Consider the following 22,650-nt stretch of genomic DNA (forward strand, 5'->3'; position numbering starts at 1 on the left):
CACCGAAAATGGAGGGATTTACATGAAAGTTCGGATATTTACCGCTATTGCCGCCGCATCCACGCTGCTGCTTGCCGCGTGCGGCACGGCCGACCAGGATTCCGCCACTCCCGCCGCCAGCGGCGGCCTGACCACGATCAAGCTGCAGCTGCAGTGGTTCTACCAGGCCCAGTTCGCCGGCTACATCGCCGCCGTCGACCAGGGCTTCTACAAGGAGCAGGGCCTCGACGTCCAGCTGCTCGAAGGTGGCGTCGACATCGTCCCGCAGACCGTGCTCGCCCAGGGCAAGGCCGACTACGCGGTCGCCTGGGTGCCCAAGGCGCTCGCCTCCCGCGAGCAGGGCGCCGGCATCACCGACGTCGGGCAGATCTTCGCCCGCTCCGGCACGTACCAGGTCGCCTGGAAGGACAGCGGCATCAGCACCGCCGCGAACCTCAAGGGCAAGAAGGTCGGCAACTGGGGCTTCGGCAACGAGTTCGAGCTGTTCGCGGGCATGACCAAGGCCGGGGTGAACCCCGGCAAGGACGTCACGCTGGTGCAGCAGCAGTTCGACATGCAGGCGCTGCTCAAGAAGGAGATCGACGCCGCCCAGGCGATGAGCTACAACGAGTACGCGCAGCTGCTCGAGGCCAAGAACCCGGCGACCGGCAAGCTGTACACCGCCGACGACTTCTCGATCATCGATTGGAAGACCGAGGGCTCGTCCATGCTCCAGGACGCGGTCTGGGCCAACACCGAGAAGCTCAGCGACCCGGCGTACCAGCAGCAGACGGTCAAGTTCCTGGCCGGCACGATCAAGGGCTGGGCGTTCTGCCGCGACAATCCCGAGAAGTGCCGCGACCTGGTGGTGGCCAAGGGCTCCAAGCTCGGCAAGAGCCACCAGCTGTGGCAGATGAACGAGGTCAACAAGCTGGTCTGGCCGTCGGCCGGCGGGATCGGCGTGGTCGACGACACGGCCTGGAAGCAGACCGTGGACATCTCGATGACCACGAAGAACCAGACCGGCGATACCGTGCTCAAGAAGGCGCCGGAGGGGCTGGCCTTCACCAACGATTACATCAACCAGGCGATCACCCAGGCCAAGGCGGCCGGCATCGACGTGAACGGCGCGTCGTTCCAGCCCCAGACCGTCACCCTCACTGAAGGCGGGGCGTAGTCACACCGGGATGAGACGTGCCGCGAGGGCGACCGCCGTGAGGTCGCCCTCGCGCAGCTTCGCGGCGGCCTCGCCCTCGCCCAGGGTCTCCAGGCGAGCCGCGGAGGCGTCGATGAGGCCCTCGTCGCCGTTGAGCAGGCGGCGGGCCATCTTCGACTGGGCCGGGGTGAGCTCCGCGTAGGCGCAGCGGTCGAGCGCCGCGACGGTCTCGGCGTCGAGCGTGCCGGCCATCGCCCGCTCGCTGACGATCTTGAGTAGCCAGTGCGGCCACCAGCCGTACTTGCCGACCACGAGGCCGGCCTGCACCGCGGTGCCCGGATCCTGGCCGGCGCGCAGCAGCCGCACGGTCAGGCCGGTGTCGAAGCGCTCGAGGTGCAGGGCACCGACGAAGACCTTCAGCAGCGGCTGGGTGCCGACGAACGGCTCGGCCTCGGCGGCGGCGTCGGCCCAGCGGCCTTGCAGGGCGTGGCAGAGGGCGTACACCTCGGCGGTGCCGGAGTCCTCGCCGGTGTGCCGCTCGGCGATCCGCTCGACCGTGGCCACCAGGCGCTCGATCGCCTTGGCGGACCGCTCGGCCAGCTCGGGGCTGACCGGCTTGTTGAGATAGCGCACCACCACTTCGGCGGCGATCTCGGCCTCGCGGCGCAGCAGCGGCGAAGCGATCTTGGGGGTGATGGAGTCGGCGAGGCCCTCGGTCACCACGGCCGCGTCGAATCGGTCGGAGACCTTGGGGAACTGCGCCCACCAGGAGGCGGGATGCCGCCCGTGTTTCGTCTCCACCCTTACAGCCTGTCGTACCATGCTGCCGGTCGCGCCCGGATTCACGATCGTGACTCCTCATCTCTGTGCCGTACGGGGTCTCCTATCGTCCGACGTATACAGAAGTTGAGGGAGATCGCTGTCACGTCTCCCAGGGCAGCTCGGCGGCCTCCCCTGCGGTCTCGACGGCAGTCCCGACAGCGGGCGAGTGCCGCGGCGCGGGCAGGTCGGCCACGGTGTGCCAGTGGCCCTTCGTGCGGGCCGCCTCGCGGGTCACCATGTGCACGGGCAGCGGCGGGGACCGGAACGGGCCGGCGCCCCAGCGCACCCAGATGGCCAGACGGCCGGCGGCGGCCTCGGCGAGGAGCTTGTCGACCGTGCGCTGCCGGTCGAGGCGGTCGACCTCGATGGCGATCGGCTGGGCGCCGTCCGGGCGGGCGCAGGCCACGTCGAGCACCGAGTGGCCCTTCAGCGGCGGGGGCAGCGGGACGACGCTGGGCGCCCGGCGGTACACGCGCCAGCCCCGCGATTCACCCCATCCGGCGACGGCGTCGACGATGCGCGCGGTCGCCCGGTCCTCGGTCAGGTCGATGAAGTGCAGGTCGCCGAGCCAGGCCGCGAGCGACTCGGCCGTGCGGGTGCCGTCGTCCATCGCCGTACGATAAACCGCTGCACCGCCGTACGATCAATCGCTGCTATGCCGCGGCGGCAAGGTCCCTCTGCTGAGCCGCGAGCAGACGCCGGAAGTCCTCGGCCGGCATCGGCCGGGCCAGGTGGTAGCCCTGGCCCAGCGTGTAGCCGAGCGCGAGCAGACGGTCGGCCTGGTCCTGGTTCTCGATGCCCTCGGCGACGGTGTCCAGGCCGAGCGCCCGGGCCAGCTGGATGACCGCGTGGGCCACCGCCTGCCGGGCCGTCGCCTCCGCGGTGCCCTGCTCGCCGACCTCGATGCCGTCGACGAACGACTTGTCCAGCTTCACGATCGAGGCCGGGAACGCCCGCAGCAGCGACAGCGACGACTCGCCGGTGCCGAAGTCGTCGAGCGCCAGCCGGATGCCCATGTCGTGCAGGCGGTGCAGGGTGTCGAGGACCTGCGGCCCGCGCAGCACCGCCGACTCGGTCAGCTCGAGAACCACCCGGTCGCTGGGCAGCCCGGTCTCGGCAAGCACCTGCCGCACGTCGGCGAGGAAGTCCGGGTCGTGCAGCTGGCGCACCGAGACGTTGGGCCCGACCTTCTGCAGCGCGTCCGGGCCGAACTCGGCCAGCCACGCCGCGGCCTGCCGGCACGTCTCGCGCAGCACGAACCGGCCCAGCGGCACGATCAGGCCGGTGCCCTCGGCGGCCGGGATGAACTCGACCGGCGACACCAGGCCCCGGGTCGGGTGCTGCCAGCGGACGAGGGCCTCGACGCCGACGACCCGGCCGCTGGCCAGCGCGATGATCGGCTGGTAGACGAGCCGGAACTCGCCGGCGTCCAGGGCCCGGCGCAGCTCGCCGCCGAGCCGGGCGTGGCCGGCCTGCGGCAGCTCCATGCCGCCGTGGTAGCGCACCCAGTTCGCCTTGCCGCGCTGCTTGGCGGCGTACATGGCGACGTCGGCGTCGCGCAGCACCGTGTCCAGCGGGGTGCCGGCGACAGCGCCGGCGACGCCGATGCTGGCGTGCACGAGCAACTGGTGCTCGCTCATCGGGCCGCTGAACGCGTCGATGATGCGCTGGGCGAGGGCCTCACCGTCGACCGCCGGGTCGTCGACGAGCACGGCGAACTCGTCGCCGCCGAGCCGCACCGGCATGCCGTCCGGACCGGTGGCGGCGCGCAGCGTCCCGGCCACCGCGATCAGCAGATGGTCGCCGACCTCGTGGCCGAGCGAGTCGTTGACGGTCTTGAAGTCGTCGAGGTCGACCAGCAGCACGGTGACGTCCTTGTCGCCCAGCACTTCGGCCAGCCGCGACCGGAACAGGCCGCGGTTGGCCAGGCCGGTGAGCCCGTCGTGGGTGACCTCGTGGCGCAGCCGCTCCTCGGAGGCGCGCTTCTCGCGCAGCAGCCGGGAGTTCTCCCGCATCGCGACGTACTGCCGGACCGCGACCAGCGCGTTGACCAGCACGGTCGCCACCACCACGAAGCGGCTCGTCCCGGTCAGCGCCTGGCCGGCCAGCTGCGCCAGAAGCGGCACGTCGACCGCGGCGATCGCGAGGTAGGGCAGCCAGGTGTTGGCCCGGCGCGACCGCGCGCCGGTCGAGACCCATTGCCGTCGCGCGGCGATTGCGGCGAGCAGCGGGGCGATCGGCATGACGACGGCCTGCGCGGGCACGGCGCTGTCGTAGCCGCCGGCCACCGACAGCACCGCCACGGCGGCGCCGACGAGGCTGGTCAGGCCGATCAGGCGGATCGCCACCCGATCGACCGGGCCGTTGCCGATGTACGCCACCTTGGTGATGCCGCCGACCGCGAGCAGGATCGACAGGCTGATCAGCACGAGCGCCTGGGTGCTCCAGGGGTCGGGCGCGCCGATCATCGGGGCGAGGCCGAAGGTGAACAGCACGGTGCTGCAGCCGAGGAACGCGATCGACCGGTCGAGCCACTGCTTGAGGCGCTGGGAGCGGTTGGCGATGCCGAGCGGCACCCGGCCGACGGCCCACATCGCCATGCCGAACGCGCCGGCGACGGCAACGGCCGCCGGGATCGGCATGGTCGGCAGGACGCCGGTGTCCGCGAACGCGGCGACGGCCAGCATCGCGTACCCGATCGAGAGCAGCGCGAGCGAGACCAGCATCTGCCGCCAGAAGCGGCGGGCGACCGGGTCGAGCGGCACCCGCCGGATCAGGGCGAGGACGGCCGGCACCGCCACGGCGGCGCCGAGCGGCATCGCCAGGTAGGCGATCGCGGCCGGTCCGACCGGGGCGCCGGCCAGCCAGGCGATGTACCAGGCCGACCAGGCCAGCCAGATCGCGGCGATGATCGCGAGGTGGCGGCGGGGAGCGGTGGTCACCCTCGTGGTTTCGGCTCGGCGGCCCGCGACCGTAGGACTTTTCACGCCGCCGACGTGTTGTCCCGCTGACCCGCCAGCATCCGGGTGACCAGCTCGGGGTGCATCGGCTCGGCGAGGTGGAAGCCCTGCCCGAGCGAGTAGCCGAGCCGGCGCAGCCGCTCCGCCTGCTCCTCGTTCTCGATGCCCTCGGCCACCGTGTCCAGGTCGAGCGCGCCGGCCATCTGGATCACCGCGCGGGCCACGGCCTGGCGGGCCAGCGCCTCGGGGGTGTCCGGCTCGTCGAGCTCGATGCCGTCGACGAACGACTTGTCCAGCTTCACGATCGAGGCCGGGAAGGCGCGCAGCAGCGACAGCGACGACTCGCCGGTGCCGAAGTCGTCGAGCGCCAGCCGGACGCCCATGCCGTGCAGCTCGTGCAGGGTGCGCGACACCTGCTGGCCGCGCAGGACCGCCGACTCGGTCAGCTCCAGCACCAGCAGCTCGCCGGGCAGGCCGCTGTCGGCCAGCGCGGCGCGCACGTCGTCGACGAAGTCCGGGTCGTGCAGCTGGCGGGCGGAGACGTTCGGACCGGCCTTCTGCAGCACCTCGGGGCCGAACTCCTCGAGCCAGGCCGCGGCCTGCCGGCAGGTCTCGCGCAGCACGAACCGGCCCAGCGGCACGATCAGGCCGGTGCGCTCGGCGACCGGGATGAACTCGGCCGGGGAGATGACCCCGCGGGTCGGGTGGTGCCAGCGGACCAGGGCCTCCACCCCGATCACCCGGTTGAGGTGCAGGTCGACCAGGGGCTGGTAGACGACGCGGAACTCGCCGGCCTCGAGGCCGCGGCGCACGTCGGCGCCGAGCTGGGCGTCGGCGACCACCGGGCGTTCCATGCCGGGGGCGAAGCGCACCCAGTTGGCCTTGCCGCGCTGCTTGGCCGCGTACAGGGCGGTGTCGGCGTCGCGCATCACGTGGTCGAGGGGGGTGCCGGCCGGTGCCGTGGCGATGCCGGCGCTGGCGTGCATGAGCAGGCGGTGCTCGCTGAGCGGGCCGTCCAGCACGGCGCCGATCCGGCGGATCAGGTCCTCGGTGTCGACGTACGGGTCGCTGACCACGACGGCGAACTCGTCGCCGCCGAGGCGGGCCGCCAGGCCGTCGCCGCCGACCGCTTCGCGCAGCACGTCGGCGACCGCGACGAGCAGGTCGTCGCCGATGTTGTGGCCGAGCGAGTCGTTGACGGTCTTGAAGTCGTCGAGGTCGACCATGATGACCGTGGCCGGGCCGCTCTCGAGCGCGGCGGCGAGGCGCTCGCGGAACAGCGAGCGGTTGGCCAGGCCGGTGAGACCGTCGTGGGTGGCGTCGTAGCTCAGCTGGGCCTGGGTGGCGCGCTGTTCCCGGATGAGGCGCTGGTTCTCGCGGTAGGCGAGGAACTGGCGCAGCGAGGCGAGCAGGGTGACGCCGACGGCGAGCAGCACGACCACACGGCCGGCCCAGTTCATCGGGCCGAAGACGGTGGCGACCAGGGGGACGTCGACCGCGACCACGGCCAGGTAGGGCAGCCAGGCCTCGCGCTGCGGGCGGGCGCCGGTGTAGCGCCACTGCCGGGCGACGGCCATGGTGACCATGAGCGGTCCGAGCGGCAGCAGGAGCGCCTGGCCGGGGGTGGTGGCGCTGTGGCCGGCGTGGCCGGCGAGCATCGCGTACCCGGCGGCGGCGAGCCCGCTGCAGGCGACCAGCCGCACCGCGACCCGGTCGACCGGCCCGCCCGGCACGAACGCCACCCGGGCGATCCCGACCGCGATCATGATGACCGCCAGCGCGATCGTGACCTTGCTGCGCAGCGGCCAGGCGTCGTCGGCCTCGATGAGCGGCTGGAGCGCGGCGAACCACAGCAGCGTGAAGCAGCCGTAGAAGGCGATCGTCCGGTCGAGGGTGCGCTTCCAGCGCTCGGCCCGCGCGGTCTCGCCCAGCGGCACGAAGCAGATGGCGATTATCGCGGCGACCAGGCCGGCAGTGCTGAACAGCGCGACCCACGCCGGCGGGTCCGGCCGCTCGGGGTAGGCCGCGAACGCGTACCCGGCCTGGATGGCGCGGCCGATGGCGACGCCGGCCTCGAGGCCGAGGATCAGCCACCAGAAGCGCCGTGCCGCCGGCGCCATGGGCACCGTGCGCAGCAGCGCGAAGATGGCGACGGCGCCGAGCGCGGAGGCGAGCGGCCCGCCGACGTACGCGAGGACCGAGGGCCCCCCGAATGTCAGGTAGCCCAGGTACCAGAGCGTCGACAGCCCCGCGACGGCGGCCGTGGCCAGCGTGTACCGGCGTGGCGTGGACACCCGAGGATCGGTCATGCCTGGAAATCGGCCGTGAGCCCGGCCACTGTAGGAGTTGCCTCAGGGTTGCGCGGTTTACCTTCGCCGGAAACCCCGGCGGCGCACGATGGGCGCATGGATGTGAGGACCCGGGAGGGAGAGATCCGGGCGCGGCTGGCCGACATCGGCGGCGACGATCCCGGCCCCGAGGAGCGGGCCCTGCTGACCCGCCTGATCCGTTCGTTCGCCGCGAAGACGCCCGGCGGGGTGGAGCAGCTGGGCGAGCTGCTGCGCGGCGGCGATCCGCCGGCCGTACGCGATCACGCGCACGGCCTGAAGGGGTCGGCCTCGAACATCGGGGCGGGCACGCTGTCGGAGATCTTCGCCGAGGTCGAGCACGCGGCGGGCGGCGGCGTGATCCCGGACGCCGATCTCACGCTGGGGCGGATCTGCGCCGAGCAGGCCCTGGTGCTGGGCCTGCTCGACGATCTGGCCGAAGAGCTCGATCACTGATCCAGCGCGCCGGGCACGGTCAGCACCGGCTCGACGATCTCGATCATGCGGGCGTAGTTGCCCAGGCGGTCCAGCAGCAGCGACGTGACGATCATGCCGCGGCCGATGAGGACGAGGCCGTTGGTGGCGACGATGTCCTCGGCCACGCGCATGCCGACCTCGAGGTCGGCCACCCGCAGGCCGCGTACCTTCGACGCGGTGACCTGCACGATGCCCTTGACGGCGCGCAGGTTGCCGAGAACGTCGAGGTCGCTGTGGTCGCGCTCTCGAGCACGGCGATCGCGCTCTCCACCTCGAGCCCGCGGCTCTCCAGCGGCGACCTCGATCTCCCAGAGCGCGTCCAGCTGCATCGCGTGGCAGAGCTCGGCGACCAGCGTACGGATCCGGCCGGCCCGGGCGAACGCGGCCGGGCTGGCCAGCTCGAGGACGCCGAACAGCGCCTGGATGCTGGACTTGAGGGTGGTGTCGAGCAGGTGCCGCTCGGTCGTCGACCGGCCGTGCAGCTCGACCGCCTCCCGCACGGTGGCCCGCAGCTCGTCTCTCTCGACCGGCTTCGCCAGGTAGCGGTAGACGCCGCCGGAGTTGATCGCCGCGATGGCCGCGTCGAGGTCGCTCTGGGCGGTGTGCAGCACGCGGGTGGTGTCGGGTACTCGAGCTGGACGCGGCGCAGCAGCTCGACGCCGTCCATGCCGGGCATCCGCAGGTCGCTGACGACGGCGGCGACCGGGCCGGTCCCGGCCAGGGCGAGCAGGCGCAGCGCGTCGTCGCCGCTCTCGGCGGTGATCACCCTGTGGTCGCGGCGCAGCTGCAGCGCGAGCGTCTCGAGGATCTGGGTCTCGTCGTCGACCAGCAGCACGGTCGAACGCCCCTGCTCGTTGCCCATTGTCTGACCTACCCCATCAAGCGGTACCCGTCTCTTGTCCGGCTATTCGGACGGCGGGCGCTGCGGGATGAGCGTTTGAGCCCGAACGACCGGCGATGTGCGCGGGCGGCTCGATGCCGGCGGCGAGCAGCGGGTCGGCCTCGGGCGTCCCCCAGGTGGTGACCATCGGCAGCCGCCCGGCCCAGAGCCCGAGGGCGGCGTCCGGCCCGTCGCCGTCCGAGGGGAAACCGTCGCTGATCTTGACGGAGGCCTCGGTGAGCGGCAGGGCCAGCAGCCGGGTGGCGGCCAGCTCCTTCTTCGAGGGTTGCCGGACGTAGTCCCACTGGCCGGGCGCCGAGTGCTCGCTGAGCAGGCGCAGGCCGTGGAGGATCTCGGCGGGCTCGGTGACCCGCCGGGGCGCGCCGTAGATCATCGCGCTGCGGTAGTTCACGCCGTGCTCGAACACCGACCGGGCCAGGACCAGCCCGTCCATGACCGTGACGGTCACGCACACCTCCTTCTCGAGCAGGAGGCTCCGGCTCGCCACCGATCCGTGCAGGAAGATGTGGTCCTCGTCGTAGCCGTACACGGTCGGCACCACCATCGGATGCCCGTCGATCACGATGCCCAGGTGGGCCACCAGGCCGGCCGCGAGCACCGCGACCAGGTCGGCGGGGTCGGTGCGGCCGTTCTCTTTGATCCGGCGGTGGCGGGTACGCGGCGTTTCGGAGAGCACGCGCACACTCTAGGGCGGCGTCACCGGAAAGCGGATCGGGCAGTCGGCGCGAGACGCAGCCGTTCCGTCCGGGTCACGCCGAACTGGCCCGGCACCTCGATCCCCTCGCCGTCCATGGGCCCGGTGGCTCGCGTGAACCACACGAAGGCGTGCTCGCCCTCGCGCACCGGCAGGGCCGGGAAGTCGTTCGCGGCGTACTCCGTCGACAGGACCGCCGCGCCGCCGGCGTCGCGGCCACGGAACCACCGGGTGAACGCGTCGTCGAACGGCCGGTCGCGGTACCAGATCGTCGCCGTCACCACGGACGCCGGCCGGTGATCGTCGCGGGGCGACGCCGGCGGCGGCACGATCGCGCGCAGGAGCAGCACGTCGTCGGAGTCGAGCATCGTGGCGTTCGCCGCCGGCCCGTGTTGTTTCCACACCGGCCCGCCGTAGAACTCCCGCAGGGCCCGGCCGCGCACCGTCATGTCGGGGAAGCCGCGCAGCCACACGAACGAATCGGGCCGGTCGAGGTCGCGGAACTGGCCCAGCACGGCCATGCCCAGCTCCTCCTGAGACTCGACGAACTGCCGGTCGAAGAGCTCGATCAGCTCGTCGCGACGGCCGGGGCGCAGGGTGTAGCGCCGCAGCTCGACGATCACGTCAGGATCCTTTCCAGCACGTCGGCGATCGTGCGACGGGCCAGCGCCGACCCGAACGCGGCCGTCGCCTCGTCGTACACGTCGGTCAGCACGGGACGGATCCCGCGGCCCACCGGGCACTGCAGGTTCGGTTCCGAGTGGTGCAGAGCCAGCAGCGGCTCCGCGGCGACGGCCGTCCACACGTCGTACAGGGAGATCTCGGCGGCGGGCCGGGCCAGGGCGAAGCCGGCGCCGGCGCCGCGCCGGGCGGTGACCAGACCGGCCCGGCGCAGATCGCCGAGGCTGCGCCGCAGAATCACCGGGTTGGTGTTGACGCTCGCGGCCACCTCGTCGGAGGTGAGCGACGCCCGCCCGCGCCGCCGGGCGAGCTCCAGCCACGCCAGCGCGTGCGCCGCGATCGTCAGTCTGCTGTTCGAAGCCATCGTAACTGTTTCTATTACAATGGCCGGTCGGCCGCAACCCCGCTGTCAGGCGGTCACCGGCCAATGCGCCGGGCAGCCGGTCGACGCCTCGTCGTGCGCGTGCGGTCCGCGATCGAGCAGGTCCTGGACGACCGCGCGCAGCTTGTCGTTCGGGCAGGGCTTGAGCAGCACCGCGCACACCCCTGCCGCCGTCGGCTGGCCGTCGCCGGGGTGCAGGTGCCCGCTGAGCATCACGACCGGCGTGTCCGCGAGCTCGGGATGGCGGCGGATCGCACGGGTGAGCTCGAGCCCGTCCATCTGGGGCATGCCGAGGTCGGTGAGCACGACGTCGGGGCGATCCGCCACCGCGCGCTCGAAGGCGGCCATGCCGTCCGGCGTGTGGAGCACGGTGTGCCCGGCCCGGGTGAGCAACCTGGTGAGGATCGCCGCGATGTCCTGGTCGTCCTCGGCGACGAGTACTACGGCCATGTCCGCTCCGGCACGCTGGTGGCTGACAGTTCCCCTCAGCATGCGCTCGATACGTCCCCGATGTAGGGGATTCGCGGGTTATGGCTTGACTGCCACGCCCGCGATGATCTCGCCGCGCACCGACGGCCCGGGCTCCGGATCGCCGCCGGTAGGCCGCCAGTCCGCCGCGGCCACGACGCCGGGCGCCAGCAGCGGCCAGTCGCCGAAGAAGGCCCGGAACTCCTCCTTCTCCCGCAGGATCATCGGCGAGGTCGTCTGGTTGTAGATGCGCAGGAGCTGCTTGGCGTGCGGCGGTTCCCCCTCCGCGCACGCGTGCGACATGACGAGGTGGCTGCCGGGCGCCAGCGCCTCCCGGTATCTCTCGAGGGCCCGGCCGAGCCGCTCCGTGTCCGGGATGAAATGCGCCACCGCCACCGCGAGCAGGCAAACCGGGCGATCAACGGCCAAGATTTCGCGTACGGGCTCAGCACCGAGCACGGCTTCCGCATCGGTGAGGTCCGCGAGCAGCACCCCCGACCTCGGATCACCGGCCGCCGCCCGCCGCGTGTGCACCACGGCGACCGGATCCAGGTCGACCGAGACGATCCGCGCCTCGGGCCGGATCTGCCGGGCGACCTCGGGCACCGAGCCCCGCGCGGGGATTCCGGCGCCCAGGTCGAGGAACTGGTCGATGCCCGCCTCCGCGGCGAAGGCGACCGCCCGGCGCATGAAGGCGCGCCCCATCTTCAGCACCGCGGGCAGTTCCGGCATGGCGGCGAGCGCGACGGCGGCGGCCTGCCGGTCGGCCGCGAAGTTGTGCGTGCCGCCCAGGTAGTAGTCGTACACGCGGGCGCCGCTGGGCCGCTGCGGATCGACCTCCGGCACCCCATCCAACCGCCCCACCCACCACCCTTGATCGGACTGAAGGCCCACCTGATCTCCCCAGGGTCCCGGCCACCTTCTCCGAGCGTAGGGAAACCCCCGCCCTAGCCGTGCGGAATCGATAATGTAGGTCCGGTTATGGGGGAAACGCGCGGTTCGCAGGGCTCACCGCGGCGCTCGGCGTCGCTGCGAGCCGATGACCTGCTGCGAGCGATGATCCACTCCTCCCACGACGCGATCTTCGCGATCGACCGCGACTTCACCGTGCTGACCTGGAACCCGGCCGCCGAGGCCCTGTTCGGCTACCCCGGCGAGGAGATCGTCGGGCACGGCGTCGACATCCTGATCCCGGCCGACCGGCGGGCCGACCAGCGCGAGATGCTGCTGCTGATGGAGTCGGGCGCCCGGCTCGAGCGGTTCCGCAGCCGCCGCCGGCACCGCGACGGCCACTGGCTGCAGGTCACGCTCACCATGTCGCCGCTCTACGGCCCCGCCGACGCCGCCGGCCCGGCCGACGCCGCCGGCCCGGAGATGATCGGCTACACCGTGATCGCCCGCGCGGTGAGCACCCGCGAGCGCCTCGAGTCGAGCTTCCAGGCGCTGCTCGAGGCGGCGCCGGACGCGTTCCTCGGCGTCGGCGACGACGGCCGGGTGGTGCTCGCGAACACGCAGGCCGAGACGTTGTTCGGGCTGACCCGGCACGGGCTGATCGGCAAGGAGATCGACAAGCTGCTGGCCCCGCCGCTGGCCGGCGAGGTGGCCGCGCTCCCCGACGATGACCCGCACGGGCCGACCGCGGTCGGCCACCGGGCCGACGGGACGACCGTCCCGGTCGAGGTGTCGGTGAGCATCCTGCCGACCGACGACGGGCGGATCCGCTGCGCCGTCATCCGGGACATCACCGAACGCGTACGCGCTCAGGAGAGGTTCCTGCAGTTGCAGGCCGAGGCCGACCGCGCGCACGTCGAGGCCCAGCTGCAGCGGACCCAGCGCCTGGAGGGCCTGGGTCAGCTGGCCGGCGGCGTCGCCCACGACTTCAACAACCTCATCGCGGTGATCAGCAACTACGCCACCTTCATCGCCGAGGCGGCCGCCGAGGACGGGCTCGCCGAGATCGCCGGCGACGCCGCCCAGATCACCAAGGCCGCCCAGCGCGGCGCCGACCTCACCCACCAGCTGCTCGCGTTCGCCCGGCGCGAGGTGGTGCGCCCCCGGCCGCTCAACCTCAACGACGTCGTCACCGACATCGAGCAGATGCTGCGCCGCTCGATCGGCGAGCACATCACCCTCGACGTACGCCTGGACCCGGCCATCTCCTCGATCACCGCCGACCCGGGCCAGCTCGACCAGGTGCTGGTGAACCTCGCGGTGAACGCCCGGGACGCCATGCCGCGGGGCGGGACGCTCACCATCGAGACCTGCGACCTGTCCGTCGACGGCGACTACGCGGCCGCCCGCCCGCACCTGCGCACCGGCGGCTACGTGCGGCTGCGGGTCAGCGACACCGGCACCGGCATGCCGCCCGAGGTGATCGAGCGGGCGTTCGAGCCGTTCTACACCACCAAGCCGGCCGGCAAGGGCACCGGCCTGGGCCTGGCCACCGTGTACGGCATCATCACGGCGGCCGGCGGCGACCTGAGCATCTACTCCGAGCCGGGCCTGGGCACCACGTTCACGATCCTGATGCCCACCACCGACGCGCAGCCCGCCGGCGTGGAGGAGCCCCCCGAGCCCCCGCCGTCCGACGGCCGCCGTGGCACGATCCTCGCGGTCGAGGACGAGCCGGCCCTGCGCGACGTCCTGGTGCGCATCCTCGCCGGCGCCGGGCACGAGGTGCTGATCGCCGCGGACGGCCCGGCCGCGCTGGTCCTCGCCCACGACCACCCGGGCCGGATCGACCTGCTGCTCACCGACGTGGTCATGCCGCACATGCTCGGCAAGGACCTCGCCGAGCACTTCCTGATCATCTCGCCCGGCGCGAACGTGCTGTTCATGTCCGGCTACGCCCGGCCCGCGCTGGCCTCCCAGGGCACCCTGGATCCCGAGGTCACGCTGGTGGAGAAGCCGTTCTCGAAGACGCAGCTGCTCGCCGCCGTCCAGCAGTGCCTCGAGCGTCCCTGAGCGGTGTGTCAATCTTGTGCGGTGACCACGATCGGGTTCCTGCACACCGGCGACGTCCACGTGTCCACGTTCCGCCGCCTTCGCGAGGAACTCGCCCCCGGCTGGCAGGACCTGCACATCGTCGACGAGAGCCTGCTGGCCGACGCCCGGCGTGCGGGCATCACGGCGGGGCTGGCCGCGCGGGTCGACGCGCGGCTGCACGAGCTCGCCGATCGCGGCGCCGACATCATCGTCTGCACCTGCTCCTCGCTGGGCGAGCACGCCGAGGGCCGGACCGCCGACCTGGGCGTCCCGGTGCTGCGGGCCGACCGGCCGATGGCCGAGGCCGCGGTGGCGGCGGGCCGGCGGATCGCGGTGGTGGCGACCGTCGACTCGACCCTGGCGCCGACCGGCAATCTGCTGCGCGACGCGGCGGCCCGGGCCGGACAGGACGTCGAGCTCGTCGAGGTGCGCTGCCCCGAGGCCTTCGCGCTCTTCGAGGCCGGCGAGCTCGGCGCGTACGCGGAATTGATCGCCCGGAAAGCGCGAGAGGCCGCACCCGGCGTGGATGTCATCGTGCTCGCCCAACCCAGCGCCGCGCCGGCCGCGGCACTGCTGAACGACCTGCCGATCCCCGTCCTGGCCAGCCCGCGCACGGCGGTCGGGAGGGCCATAGCAGAGGCCGGCCCGGTCCGCTAGGAACCGGGCCGGCCGATCGGCTGCGAGAGGTCAGCGGTCGCCGACCTCTTCCTCCTCGCCCTCGACGACCTCGTCCTCGGCGGACTGACGCTGCGCCGGAACCGGATCTTCGGCCTCGTCGGCGCCGTGGCGCCCGCCGCCCGACACCGGGGCCTCGACCGGCTGCGGCCCGAAGGACTGCTCCGGAAGCTCGGCGTTGACCTGCGGCTGGTCCACCCAGAGCGCCCGCAGCTGGCCCTGCATGAACGTGGTCAGGCGCTGGCGGTACTCGCGGTCGAACTGCTCCATCGCCTCGATCTGCTGCTGCAGCGCCTCGCGCTTGGTGCCGAGGCTGCCCACCACGTCGTCGTAGCGCTGGCGCGCCTGCAGGTTGAGGTGGTCGGCGTTGGCCTGCGCGTCGAGGCCGATCTGCTCGGCCGTCGCGCGCGAGTCGTTGACGATCTTCTCGGCGGTACGGCGCGCCTCTTCGGTGCGGGCGTGCGAGTCGCGGGCGATCTGCTCGGCGGCCGCCCGGGCGTCGGTGAGGATCTTCTCGGCCTCGCGGCGCACGTTGTGGGCGTGCACCTGCGCGTCGCGGGCGATCTGCTCGGCGGCCGCGAGGGCGTCCGTGCGGATCTTGTCGGCTTGGTGGTGAGCCCGGGCGACGTGCTCCTCGGCGGTGCGCTGCGCGAGCGTCAGCACCTGAAGAGCCTGGTTGGGGTGGGCCTGCGGCGGCGGAACCACCGCCTGCTCGGAGGTCTGGCTGTCCGCTGACGTCCCATTGAGAAGCACTTTGACTCGATCCTTCATGCGGTTGTCGGACAAGAGTTTGACCTCCGTGTGCCCCGGTGCCGCGGGCGGTGGCGTGATCCGGCGGGGATGTTACCAACGTGAGCAGGCATTTCGCGAGGGCCGAAGGTGCGTGATATGGCCGCAATCTTTGCGGCGGCGTTTTGTGGATAGAGCCCAGCTAGTGACGCTTGTCCGGGTCTGCCCTTCAGGCCCGGGTCGCCGCCATCGGGTTCACCCGTCTGTCGTAGTCGGATCGGCAGCCCCCGCGCCATTACGCTGAAACCGTGGCGGACGATGCGGTGACCTATGCCATACGCGAGGTGCTCTCCGTGATCCCGGCGGGGTGCACCTGGCTGCTTCCGATCAGCGACCCCGACGGCGAGATCGCCGACTTCGAGATCGCCGCGGCCAGCGGCAGCGGCGACGACATCTACCGGCGCGGCACCGATCGGGTCGCCTCGCGGCTCAGCGAGCTCTACCCGAGCATCGTGGGCGGGTCGCTCTGGCGGCTCTACCTCGCGGTGCTGCGCACCGGCGAGCCCGGGGAGATCAGCGAGTTCCGGTACGAGGAGAAGCGCGCCGGCGTCGTGCCGCGCTCGGTGTTCGACGTGACCGTCCATCGCGTGCTCGGCGGCCTGCTGGTCTGGTGGCAGCGCCTCGACGAGGACCGTCGCCGCATCGAGCGCACCGAGCAGCTGGGCAACCTCGGCTGGGCCGAGTACGACCTGATCACCGGCGAGAGCCAGTGGTCGGCGGGGATGTACCGCCTGTTCGAGCGCGACCCCGGCCTCGGCCCGATGACCCGCCTCGAGCAGGCCGCCGCGATCGACCCCGACGACCGGGGGCTGGCCGAGTCGGCGTGGCTGACCATGGAGAGCGGCGGCGTCTCCGACGTGACCGTGCGTTTCCGGGTCGGCTCGACGGTCAAGCACACCCGCATCCTCTCCGACGTGGTCAGCGACGCCGAGGGAGCGCCGCTCAAGGTGCACGCGGTGGTGCAGGACGTCACGGCCCGCGAGCAGACCCGCGGGGCGATCGAAAGGCTCAGCGACCAATTGCGTACGAGGGAGCTCACCGCCCTCGCCGAGCATCGCCTCGCCGCCCAGCTGCAGCAGATGATCCAGCCGGTGCCGGCGGCGCCGCTCGCCCTGCCCGGCCTGGAGGTGATGGTCGGTTACCTGCCGGCCGAGAGCGCGGTGCGGGTCGGCGGAGACTGGTACCACGCGCAGGAGCTGGCGGACGGCCGCACGGTGCTGGCGGTCGGCGACGTGGCCGGTCACGGGCTGGCAGCTGCCAACAGCATGGCCCACCTGCGGTTCGCGCTGATCGCGTGGCTGGCGATCGGCATCGACGACCCCGCCCTGCTCCTGAAACACCTCAACCGGCTCAGCGGCCGGTTGCGGGTCACCGGGACGGCGGTCATCGCCGTGTACGACCCCGGGTCGCGGGCCCTGACGTGGGCGCGGGCCGGGCACGCGTCGCCGCTGCTGGCCCGGGCCGGGACGGCAATGCCGCTGGAGCCGCCGGCGGGCTTGCTGCTGGGCGCCGACGACGAGTCGTCCTACCAGGTGCTGACGCCGTGCCTGTCCAGCGGCGACCTGCTGCTGCTCTACACCGACGGGCTGGTCGAGCGACGGGTGCCGGGAACGCCGAGCCTGCTCACCGACGTGATGGCCACACTCGGCGCGGCCTCGGCGGCGCCGGGTGAGGTGGCGCTCGCTTCGCTGGCCGGGCGTTTGAACCGGCCGAGCCCCGACGACGACACGTGCACGGTGGCGGTGCGGGTTCTTTAGACATCTCTTCGGGTGGGGGTCTGTTTGAGCGGGCTTTGGTGGTGATGGCCGAGCCGGGGCCGGTGTCGGAAGCGCCAGCCACGGGTGACCGCGACGGGCGGCACTCATCGTCGTTGGCCGCCCTCGATCAACTGCCGGCACATGGACGGATCTGCCGGGTGGTGGCGGGCCGCGCCCATCGACGCTCCGGGCCATGGCGGCCGCCCGGTCTCGCCACGGCAGGCTGCGGCCGCCCGGTCTCGCCACGGCAGGCTGCGGCCGCCCGGTCTCGCCACGGCGGGCTGCGGCCGCCCGGTCTCGCCACGGCGGGCTGCGGCGGCGCGGTGCGTCGACTGCGGCACCGCGGGGTGGGGCGTGCGGCGTGCCGGGCGCGATATGCCGGACATTGGTGCGGTGGGCTGCGCGAGTCTCCGTTGTAATCGGCGCCGATTTCACCCGCCCCCGTCCCACGCCGATGCGACCGGCATTTGCTATCGTCGGTGGAGGCTGTTGAATGGTGCTTACCGCTGCGGAAGAATGACGCGGAACAGCGCTGACGGAATGGTAAGCACGGCGGCCGAATATGGTCGGCGCCGCGGGCCGGGTGGTGTGGTCCTGGTCGGCGGAGTCCAGCGGCTCGGCCGCGGCAAGCATGGCCTGCTGGGTGGGTGCGGGCGGCGTGACCTGTTCGCCGGTGGCGGGCGTGGCCTGTGGGGTGGGTGCGGGCGGCGTGACCTGCCCGACCGCGGCGGGCACCGCCGGGGTGGGCTGCGTGATCTGGTTGCCCGCCGGGTGCACCACCCGCTGTGCTGGTGAGCCGAGGCCCTGGCCGGTGCGGGCGGGAGCGGGCGGCGCCACCGGCGCTACGGGGGCCACGGGGGCCACGGGGCGTCCAGGTGTGCCCGCGCCGCCGGACCAGAGCAGCCGCTCGGCCGCCGTCAAGGGTGAACCGTCGTCACCGCCGTGCAGGCGGCGCAGCTTACGAGCGTGCCGCTCGACAAGCCCCCACGCGCGCTGCCGGGCGTGCACGCGGCGGAACTCTTCACGCGCCGGCGAATAACGACGCGACCGCGTCGGATCGCGCATTTGCGCTAGCTGGGACCTGGTGAAGAACTCCATCTGCCGCACCCCAGAATTATCCCACCCCAAAGGACCCGGCGGTAAGCCCAGAACCGTTCTGGATCATGCCAATCTCAACCCGGAATAGCCGCCGCCAACAATGGTGATATCCGGTCCGATCCCGAAATAGCCGGGACAGCCCCAGCCGCGACGGCCGCTGCCCGGCGCGACCAGGCAGGCACCGGGCGATGGCATCCCCGGCCCGACCACCATCACGCCGTAACCGGCCGCACCCAAGCCGGTCGGTAATGGCACCCCGACCGGACACCACAGCCGAACCCGACCAGCCAGCCGCCAGCCGCGGCAACCGCAAACCGGCCACCCCCACAGTGGGCAACGAGAGATGCAGCACCACCAGGTGGGGGAAGCGAGACCCCAACCCCAGAACGTCGCTAGAACAGCAACGCGAGGCTGACGACGGTGCCGGCGCCGTCGGGGTGGATGCCGACCTCGTCGCAGATGCGCTCGACGATCGCGAGGCCCCGGCCGCGGGGCTGGTCGGCCGCAGGCATGGCGCGGCCGAAGCCCGGGGCGGCGCCGCCGTCGACGACGTCGCAGCGGACCCGGTCGGGCTCGGCCCAGATGCGGACCAGGCCGCCGCCCGCCGTGTGCTGCAGGGTGTTGGTGGCCAGCTCGCTGACCGCGACGGTGAGCAGGTCGGCGCGCAGGCGGGACAGGCCGAGCGCGATCGCCTCGTCGCGGACGAACTCACGGACGACGGCCAGGTCGGTGGGCTCGGTGTAGGCGGTCTCGGCGGGGCGGGTGGCGCGTGTGGACATGGATCAATGCCCGCCGTTCCGGCCGTTGCGGCTATCGCCGGGCCCCAGCAGGTCGCGGACGCCGGTCACGTCGAGCACCGCGGCCACCGAGCCGCTCGGATTCTCCACGACGACGCGGCCGCCCCGCTCGACGGCAGCGCGGTGCGCGGCGACCAACCCATGGATGCCGCTCGAGTCGAGGAAGTCCACGTCGGCGAGGTCCACGATCACGGTGGCGGATCGGCCGACGGCGGCCAGCAGCGTGGTGACGAGCTCATCGCGTACGGCGAGATCGCAGTCACCCGCGAGTGACACACGGAGCCGTGACCCCTCGTCGGAGGTCGTGGCCGCGAAGCGTGCCATCGGCGCCTCCTCCCCTGCCCGGTCGCAGCCATCATGTCATCCGCCCACCGGGGTTCCAACGGGTTCCAACCCTGGAACGACCCTAAGTGCGACTTCCTGTAATACGAGCCTTATCTACCGATTAGGATCAGTGTGTCCAATCAAACAGTGACGCGGCATCGGGGGACGAGCCATGGGATTGCGACGTTGGTGGATCGTCACGCTGGCCGCCTCGGCCGCGGTGCCGGCGGGAGTCGTGCCGGCCCAGGCCGTCGTGTCCGCCCCGGCCTTCGGGGTCTACACCGTGGCCGCCTGGGGCATGAACGAGCGGGCCGGGAGCCGGGTCATGTACGACAGCAGCGGGAACGGGTTCAACGGGTCGATCGGGCCGGAGGTCGGCACCGGCGGCATCTACCGCTTCGGCCGGCTCGAGCCGGACACGCCGCCGGCCCACCCGGGCCACCTGGTCGTCGTGCCCGACTACACCGCGCTCGACCCCGGCACCCGCGACTTCGAGATCACCATGCGGCTGCGCACGGTCTACCAGTTCGGCAACATCGTCCAGAAGGGACAGGCCACGGTCGCCGGCGGCAGCTACAAGCTGCAGATCCCCAGCGGCAAGGTGCAGTGCTGGTTCCGCGGCGCCGCCGGGCAGGTGCTCGTCACCGCCCCGAAGCCGATCAACGACGGCCGCTGGCACGTGGTGACCTGTACTCGCTACTCCGACGGCGTCGCCCTGGTGATCGACGGGAACAAGGTCGCCGGCCGCTGGGGGCCGACGGGCCGGATCGACAACTCGTGGCCGCTGTCGATCGGCGGGAAGACGACGTGCGACCAGGAGACGGTCGGCTGCGACTACTTCGCCGGCGATCTGGACTACGTCCGCATCGACGCCAGGTAGCGTCCGCGCCACGCTCCGAATGCTGGGCCGCCCGCTTGTCCCGCGAGGTTGACACTCGGGGCCGAGCCGGGCGAATGTTCGTCAATGACCGATGAGTGGCCCAGCGCGGGAACCCTGCTGGCGACGCGCTACCGCCTGGTCGCCCTGCTCGAGACCGGCGGCATGGCGCAGATCTGGCACGCCAGCGACGAACTGCTGGGCCGCGCGGTCGCCATCAAGCTCCCGACCGGCCCGCAGGTGGCCTGGCGCGAGGCCCGCATGGCCGCGAAGCTGTCGCATCCCGGCATCGCCGCCGTCCACGACTTCCGCGAGGCCGTCCGCGCCGACGGCACGGTGGCGCCGTTCGTCGTGATGGAGCTGCTGGCCGGCGAGACCGTGGCCGCGCGGCTCGTACGGGAGACCTTCTCCTGGCAGGAGGCCGCCCGCGTCGGTGCGGCCGTGGCCGACGCGCTGGCGGCCGCCCACAAGGGCGGGGTCGTGCACCGCGACATCAAGCCGGGCAACGTCATGCTCACCCCCACCGGGGTGAAGATCCTCGACTTCGGCATCAGCGCGGCGGCCGGCGAACCGGACGACGACGACACCGGAGCGACCTTCGGGACGCCGGCCTATGTGGCGCCCGAGCGTCTCGACGGGATGCCGGCCGAGCCGGCCACCGACGTGTACGGCCTGGGCGTGCTGCTGTTCGAGATGGTGACCGGGCAGCCGCCGTACCCGGTGGAGACGTGGGAGGAGCTGGACGAGGCCCGGCTGGAGGGGCCGGACACGCTGCCGTCGTCGTTGCCGGCGGACTTCCGGGCGGTGGTGGATCATTGCCTGTCGGAGGGTCCGGCGGACCGGCCGCGGGCGGACGCCATTCGCTTCGACCTGACGGCGTTGTGGCTGGCCGACCAGCCGGAGCCGGCGGAGCAGCCCGCGGCCTCGAAACCGACCCTCGCGGCCCCGGCGGCCGGCCCTGGCTCCGCCGGCCCTGGCTCCGCCGGCCCTGGCTCCGCCGGCCCTGGTTCCGCCGGCCCTGGTTCCGCCGGTCAATCTCCAGCCGTGGTCTCGCCTGCCCCTGCGGCGCCCGCCGCCCCTTTGCCGCCCGCCGCTCGTTCCGCGGAACGCCCGCCCGCCGCTCGTTCCGCGGAACGCCCGCCCGCCGAGCGGCCGCGCGTCGCCGAGCTGTGGCCCTCGCGCCCGCAGTCCCCGGACCGGCCGACCTCGCCCAACGGCTTCACCGCGGGCCGGGTGGCGGCCGCGACCCTGCCGATGGCCGAGCCGCAGCCCAAGCGCCGGCTGGCTCTCGCCCTGGCGCTGCTGGCCCTGCTGGTCACCGCCGGCGGCATCTACGTCGTGATCAACCGCCCCAAGGAAAAGACCGACGCCACTCCCCCGGCCCCGACCCATCCGGCGACCATGCTCTTCTCCCCCGAGCCGACGACCGCCCTGCCCACCACGCCCGCCACCACCGCGCCGGCCTCGCCCTCGGTGTCCCCGTCGCCCAAGCTGAGCTTCGACGACGCCGTGAGCCGCCTCCAGACCGCGGTGGAGGACGGCGCCACTGGCGGCCAGATCCGCGGCGATGTGGCCACCGACCTGTTGAATCTGATCCACTCTTTGCAGAACGCCGACGCCAAGGACGTGGACGGCCAGGTGACCCAGCTACGCCGCAAGATCGCAGGCCGCGTCGGCGAAGGCAGCCTGAGCAGCGCCCAGGCGGCGATCCTGCGGGCCCGATTGACCGATTTGGATCGCGCCGCCGGCGTGTAGTCCAGTCGGCACGCCCGGCACCGCTTCGGTCCGGGCGGTTGCCGTCGGCGGCACCCTCACCCGCCCGCACCCTGCCGCCCACGGCGCCCTGCCGCCCTGACGCGACGCAGGCCCGCGCGGCACCTGCCCGCGACGCTTGCGCCCGTCTGCGCCCTCCGGCCGGCACGCGGCGTCCGTCAGGCGCTGAGGGCGGCCTGGGCGGCGGCTATCAGCTCCGCACGGGCGGCAGGGGAAGGCGGGCCGCCCGTGGCCTCGATGTGTGCGAGGGTGCCGTTCTTGATCGCCGCGTAGGCTGCCCGCGCTCGCGGGGTGATCTGACCGCCGCCGAGGGCTGCGGTCAGCTCCTCGTTGAGCGCCTGAGACTGCGGGCGGGCGGTCGCGCGCATGGCCCGGCGCACCGACGGGTCGTCGCCGAGGAGGCGGCTGACCGCGTACATCTCGGTGGTGGTGTCGAGGATCTCGGCGAGCAGGTCGGGCGTGGAGCGCTCGGCGGCGGTGCGGGTGAGCTCGCGGTAGCGGGTCAGCGGCGCGGCGACCAGCGCTTCGAGGATCTCGTCCTTGGCGCCGAAGTGGTAGTAGAGCGCGGCCTTGCTGATGCCCAGCCGGGCGGTGATGTCGGCGATCGACGTGCCGGCGTAACCGCGTTCGCCGAACAGGTCCAGCGCCACCTCGAGGATGCGTCGGCGGGTGTCAGCCATGGTCGGAGATCGTACTTGACGACCGGTCGGTAAGTGCGCCAGGCTCCT

The 22,650-nt window shown here is 72.5% G+C and carries 22 protein-coding genes and 1 pseudogene; 8 read left to right on the forward strand and 15 right to left on the reverse strand.

Going from position 1 to position 22,650, the window contains the following annotated elements:
- Window positions 1-22 precede the first annotated feature (22 nt).
- Entirely contained in the window at window positions 23-1,156 is a 1,134-nt protein-coding gene (locus tag ACIA5D_RS33860; protein ID WP_396034462.1) for an ABC transporter substrate-binding protein, read from the forward strand.
- Here the strand turns inward: ACIA5D_RS33860 and ACIA5D_RS33865 are convergent, their stop codons facing one another.
- From ACIA5D_RS33865 to ACIA5D_RS33880, 4 genes are all read right to left on the reverse strand, one after another.
- Window positions 1,157-1,936: a hypothetical protein gene (locus ACIA5D_RS33865; RefSeq protein WP_396034463.1), complete on the reverse strand. Its 780-nt coding sequence runs from the start codon at window positions 1,934-1,936 to the stop codon at window positions 1,157-1,159.
- A gap of 121 nt (window positions 1,937-2,057) precedes the next feature.
- Window positions 2,058-2,567 (reverse strand): hypothetical protein, encoded by a 510-nt coding sequence (locus tag ACIA5D_RS33870; protein WP_396034464.1) that lies wholly within the window; start codon window positions 2,565-2,567, stop codon window positions 2,058-2,060.
- Window positions 2,568-2,610: 43 nt separating this feature from the next.
- Entirely contained in the window at window positions 2,611-4,899 is a 2,289-nt protein-coding gene (locus tag ACIA5D_RS33875; RefSeq protein WP_396034465.1) for a putative bifunctional diguanylate cyclase/phosphodiesterase, read from the reverse strand.
- Window positions 4,900-4,940: 41 nt separating this feature from the next.
- A complete protein-coding gene (locus tag ACIA5D_RS33880) occupies window positions 4,941-7,226 on the reverse strand; it encodes a putative bifunctional diguanylate cyclase/phosphodiesterase (RefSeq protein ID WP_396034466.1) in 2,286 nt (761 codons plus the stop codon).
- A 96-nt stretch (window positions 7,227-7,322) separates the two neighbouring features.
- On the opposite strand from ACIA5D_RS33880, the gene ACIA5D_RS33885 reads away from it, so the two are divergent.
- Window positions 7,323-7,700 carry an Hpt domain-containing protein gene (locus ACIA5D_RS33885; RefSeq protein ID WP_396034467.1) on the forward strand — a complete coding sequence of 126 codons (378 nt, stop codon included), beginning with the start codon at window positions 7,323-7,325 and terminating at the stop codon, window positions 7,698-7,700.
- On the opposite strand, the gene ACIA5D_RS33890 is transcribed toward ACIA5D_RS33885, so the two are convergent.
- The 7 genes and pseudogenes from ACIA5D_RS33890 to ACIA5D_RS33920 all read right to left on the reverse strand — a co-directional run bounded on the left by ACIA5D_RS33890 (window position 7,694) and on the right by ACIA5D_RS33920 (window position 11,711).
- Window positions 7,694-8,332: a hypothetical protein gene (locus tag ACIA5D_RS33890; protein WP_396034468.1), complete on the reverse strand. Its 639-nt coding sequence runs from the start codon at window positions 8,330-8,332 to the stop codon at window positions 7,694-7,696. The genes ACIA5D_RS33885 and ACIA5D_RS33890 overlap by 7 nt on opposite strands.
- A gap of 62 nt (window positions 8,333-8,394) precedes the next feature.
- A pseudogene (locus tag ACIA5D_RS33895) lies at window positions 8,395-8,583 on the reverse strand (response regulator); the annotation flags it as partial.
- A 16-nt stretch (window positions 8,584-8,599) separates the two neighbouring features.
- Window positions 8,600-9,298: a pyridoxamine 5'-phosphate oxidase family protein gene (locus ACIA5D_RS33900; protein ID WP_396034469.1), complete on the reverse strand. Its 699-nt coding sequence runs from the start codon at window positions 9,296-9,298 to the stop codon at window positions 8,600-8,602.
- A 20-nt stretch (window positions 9,299-9,318) separates the two neighbouring features.
- The gene (locus tag ACIA5D_RS33905) at window positions 9,319-9,939 is read right to left on the reverse strand and encodes an NIPSNAP family protein (RefSeq protein ID WP_396034470.1); all 621 of its coding nucleotides are present in this window, start codon (window positions 9,937-9,939) and stop codon (window positions 9,319-9,321) included.
- Complete coding sequence (locus ACIA5D_RS33910; RefSeq protein ID WP_396034472.1) at window positions 9,936-10,361, reverse strand: Rrf2 family transcriptional regulator; 426 nt, start codon at window positions 10,359-10,361, stop codon at window positions 9,936-9,938. The genes ACIA5D_RS33905 and ACIA5D_RS33910 overlap by 4 nt, the downstream gene beginning before the upstream one ends.
- A gap of 45 nt (window positions 10,362-10,406) precedes the next feature.
- The gene (locus tag ACIA5D_RS33915; RefSeq protein ID WP_396034473.1) at window positions 10,407-10,829 is read right to left on the reverse strand and encodes a response regulator; all 423 of its coding nucleotides are present in this window, start codon (window positions 10,827-10,829) and stop codon (window positions 10,407-10,409) included.
- A gap of 78 nt (window positions 10,830-10,907) precedes the next feature.
- Window positions 10,908-11,711 (reverse strand): SAM-dependent methyltransferase, encoded by an 804-nt coding sequence (locus tag ACIA5D_RS33920; protein ID WP_396034474.1) that lies wholly within the window; start codon window positions 11,709-11,711, stop codon window positions 10,908-10,910.
- A 117-nt stretch (window positions 11,712-11,828) separates the two neighbouring features.
- On the opposite strand from ACIA5D_RS33920, the gene ACIA5D_RS33925 reads away from it, so the two are divergent.
- Entirely contained in the window at window positions 11,829-13,811 is a 1,983-nt protein-coding gene (locus ACIA5D_RS33925; protein ID WP_396034475.1) for a PAS domain S-box protein, read from the forward strand.
- 21 nt (window positions 13,812-13,832) lie between these two features.
- The gene (locus ACIA5D_RS33930) at window positions 13,833-14,489 is read left to right on the forward strand and encodes an aspartate/glutamate racemase family protein (RefSeq protein WP_396034476.1); all 657 of its coding nucleotides are present in this window, start codon (window positions 13,833-13,835) and stop codon (window positions 14,487-14,489) included.
- Window positions 14,490-14,519: 30 nt separating this feature from the next.
- Here the strand turns inward: ACIA5D_RS33930 and ACIA5D_RS33935 are convergent, their stop codons facing one another.
- A complete protein-coding gene (locus ACIA5D_RS33935; protein ID WP_396034477.1) occupies window positions 14,520-15,260 on the reverse strand; it encodes a hypothetical protein in 741 nt (246 codons plus the stop codon).
- Window positions 15,261-15,544: 284 nt separating this feature from the next.
- On the opposite strand from ACIA5D_RS33935, the gene ACIA5D_RS33940 reads away from it, so the two are divergent.
- The gene (locus tag ACIA5D_RS33940) at window positions 15,545-17,053 is read left to right on the forward strand and encodes a PP2C family protein-serine/threonine phosphatase (RefSeq protein WP_396034478.1); all 1,509 of its coding nucleotides are present in this window, start codon (window positions 15,545-15,547) and stop codon (window positions 17,051-17,053) included.
- Between the two features lie 540 nt (window positions 17,054-17,593).
- Window positions 17,594-17,848, forward strand: a complete 255-nt coding sequence (locus ACIA5D_RS33945) for a hypothetical protein (protein WP_396034479.1) — start codon at window positions 17,594-17,596, stop codon at window positions 17,846-17,848.
- A 695-nt stretch (window positions 17,849-18,543) separates the two neighbouring features.
- On the opposite strand, the gene ACIA5D_RS33950 is transcribed toward ACIA5D_RS33945, so the two are convergent.
- Window positions 18,544-18,930: an ATP-binding protein gene (locus ACIA5D_RS33950; protein WP_396034480.1), complete on the reverse strand. Its 387-nt coding sequence runs from the start codon at window positions 18,928-18,930 to the stop codon at window positions 18,544-18,546.
- 3 nt (window positions 18,931-18,933) lie between these two features.
- Window positions 18,934-19,272, reverse strand: coding sequence for an STAS domain-containing protein (locus ACIA5D_RS33955; RefSeq protein WP_396034481.1), 339 nt, complete (start codon window positions 19,270-19,272; stop codon window positions 18,934-18,936).
- Window positions 19,273-19,444: 172 nt separating this feature from the next.
- Between ACIA5D_RS33955 and ACIA5D_RS33960 the strand changes: the two genes are divergently transcribed.
- Both ACIA5D_RS33960 and ACIA5D_RS33965 read left to right on the forward strand, forming a co-directional pair.
- Complete coding sequence (locus tag ACIA5D_RS33960) at window positions 19,445-20,152, forward strand: laminin G domain-containing protein (RefSeq protein ID WP_396034482.1); 708 nt, start codon at window positions 19,445-19,447, stop codon at window positions 20,150-20,152.
- Window positions 20,153-20,236: 84 nt separating this feature from the next.
- On the forward strand, window positions 20,237-21,904 hold the full coding sequence (locus tag ACIA5D_RS33965; protein WP_396034483.1) for a serine/threonine-protein kinase: 1,668 nt from the start codon (window positions 20,237-20,239) through the stop codon (window positions 21,902-21,904).
- Between the two features lie 176 nt (window positions 21,905-22,080).
- Here ACIA5D_RS33965 and ACIA5D_RS33970 read toward each other — a convergent pair whose 3' ends face one another.
- Window positions 22,081-22,602, reverse strand: coding sequence for a TetR/AcrR family transcriptional regulator (locus ACIA5D_RS33970; RefSeq protein ID WP_396034484.1), 522 nt, complete (start codon window positions 22,600-22,602; stop codon window positions 22,081-22,083).
- Window positions 22,603-22,650 lie beyond the last annotated feature (48 nt).

It is taken from the genome of Actinoplanes sp. NPDC051513 (genome assembly GCF_044454685.1).
In the GTDB taxonomy this organism is placed as follows: Bacteria; Actinomycetota; Actinomycetes; order Mycobacteriales; family Micromonosporaceae; genus Actinoplanes.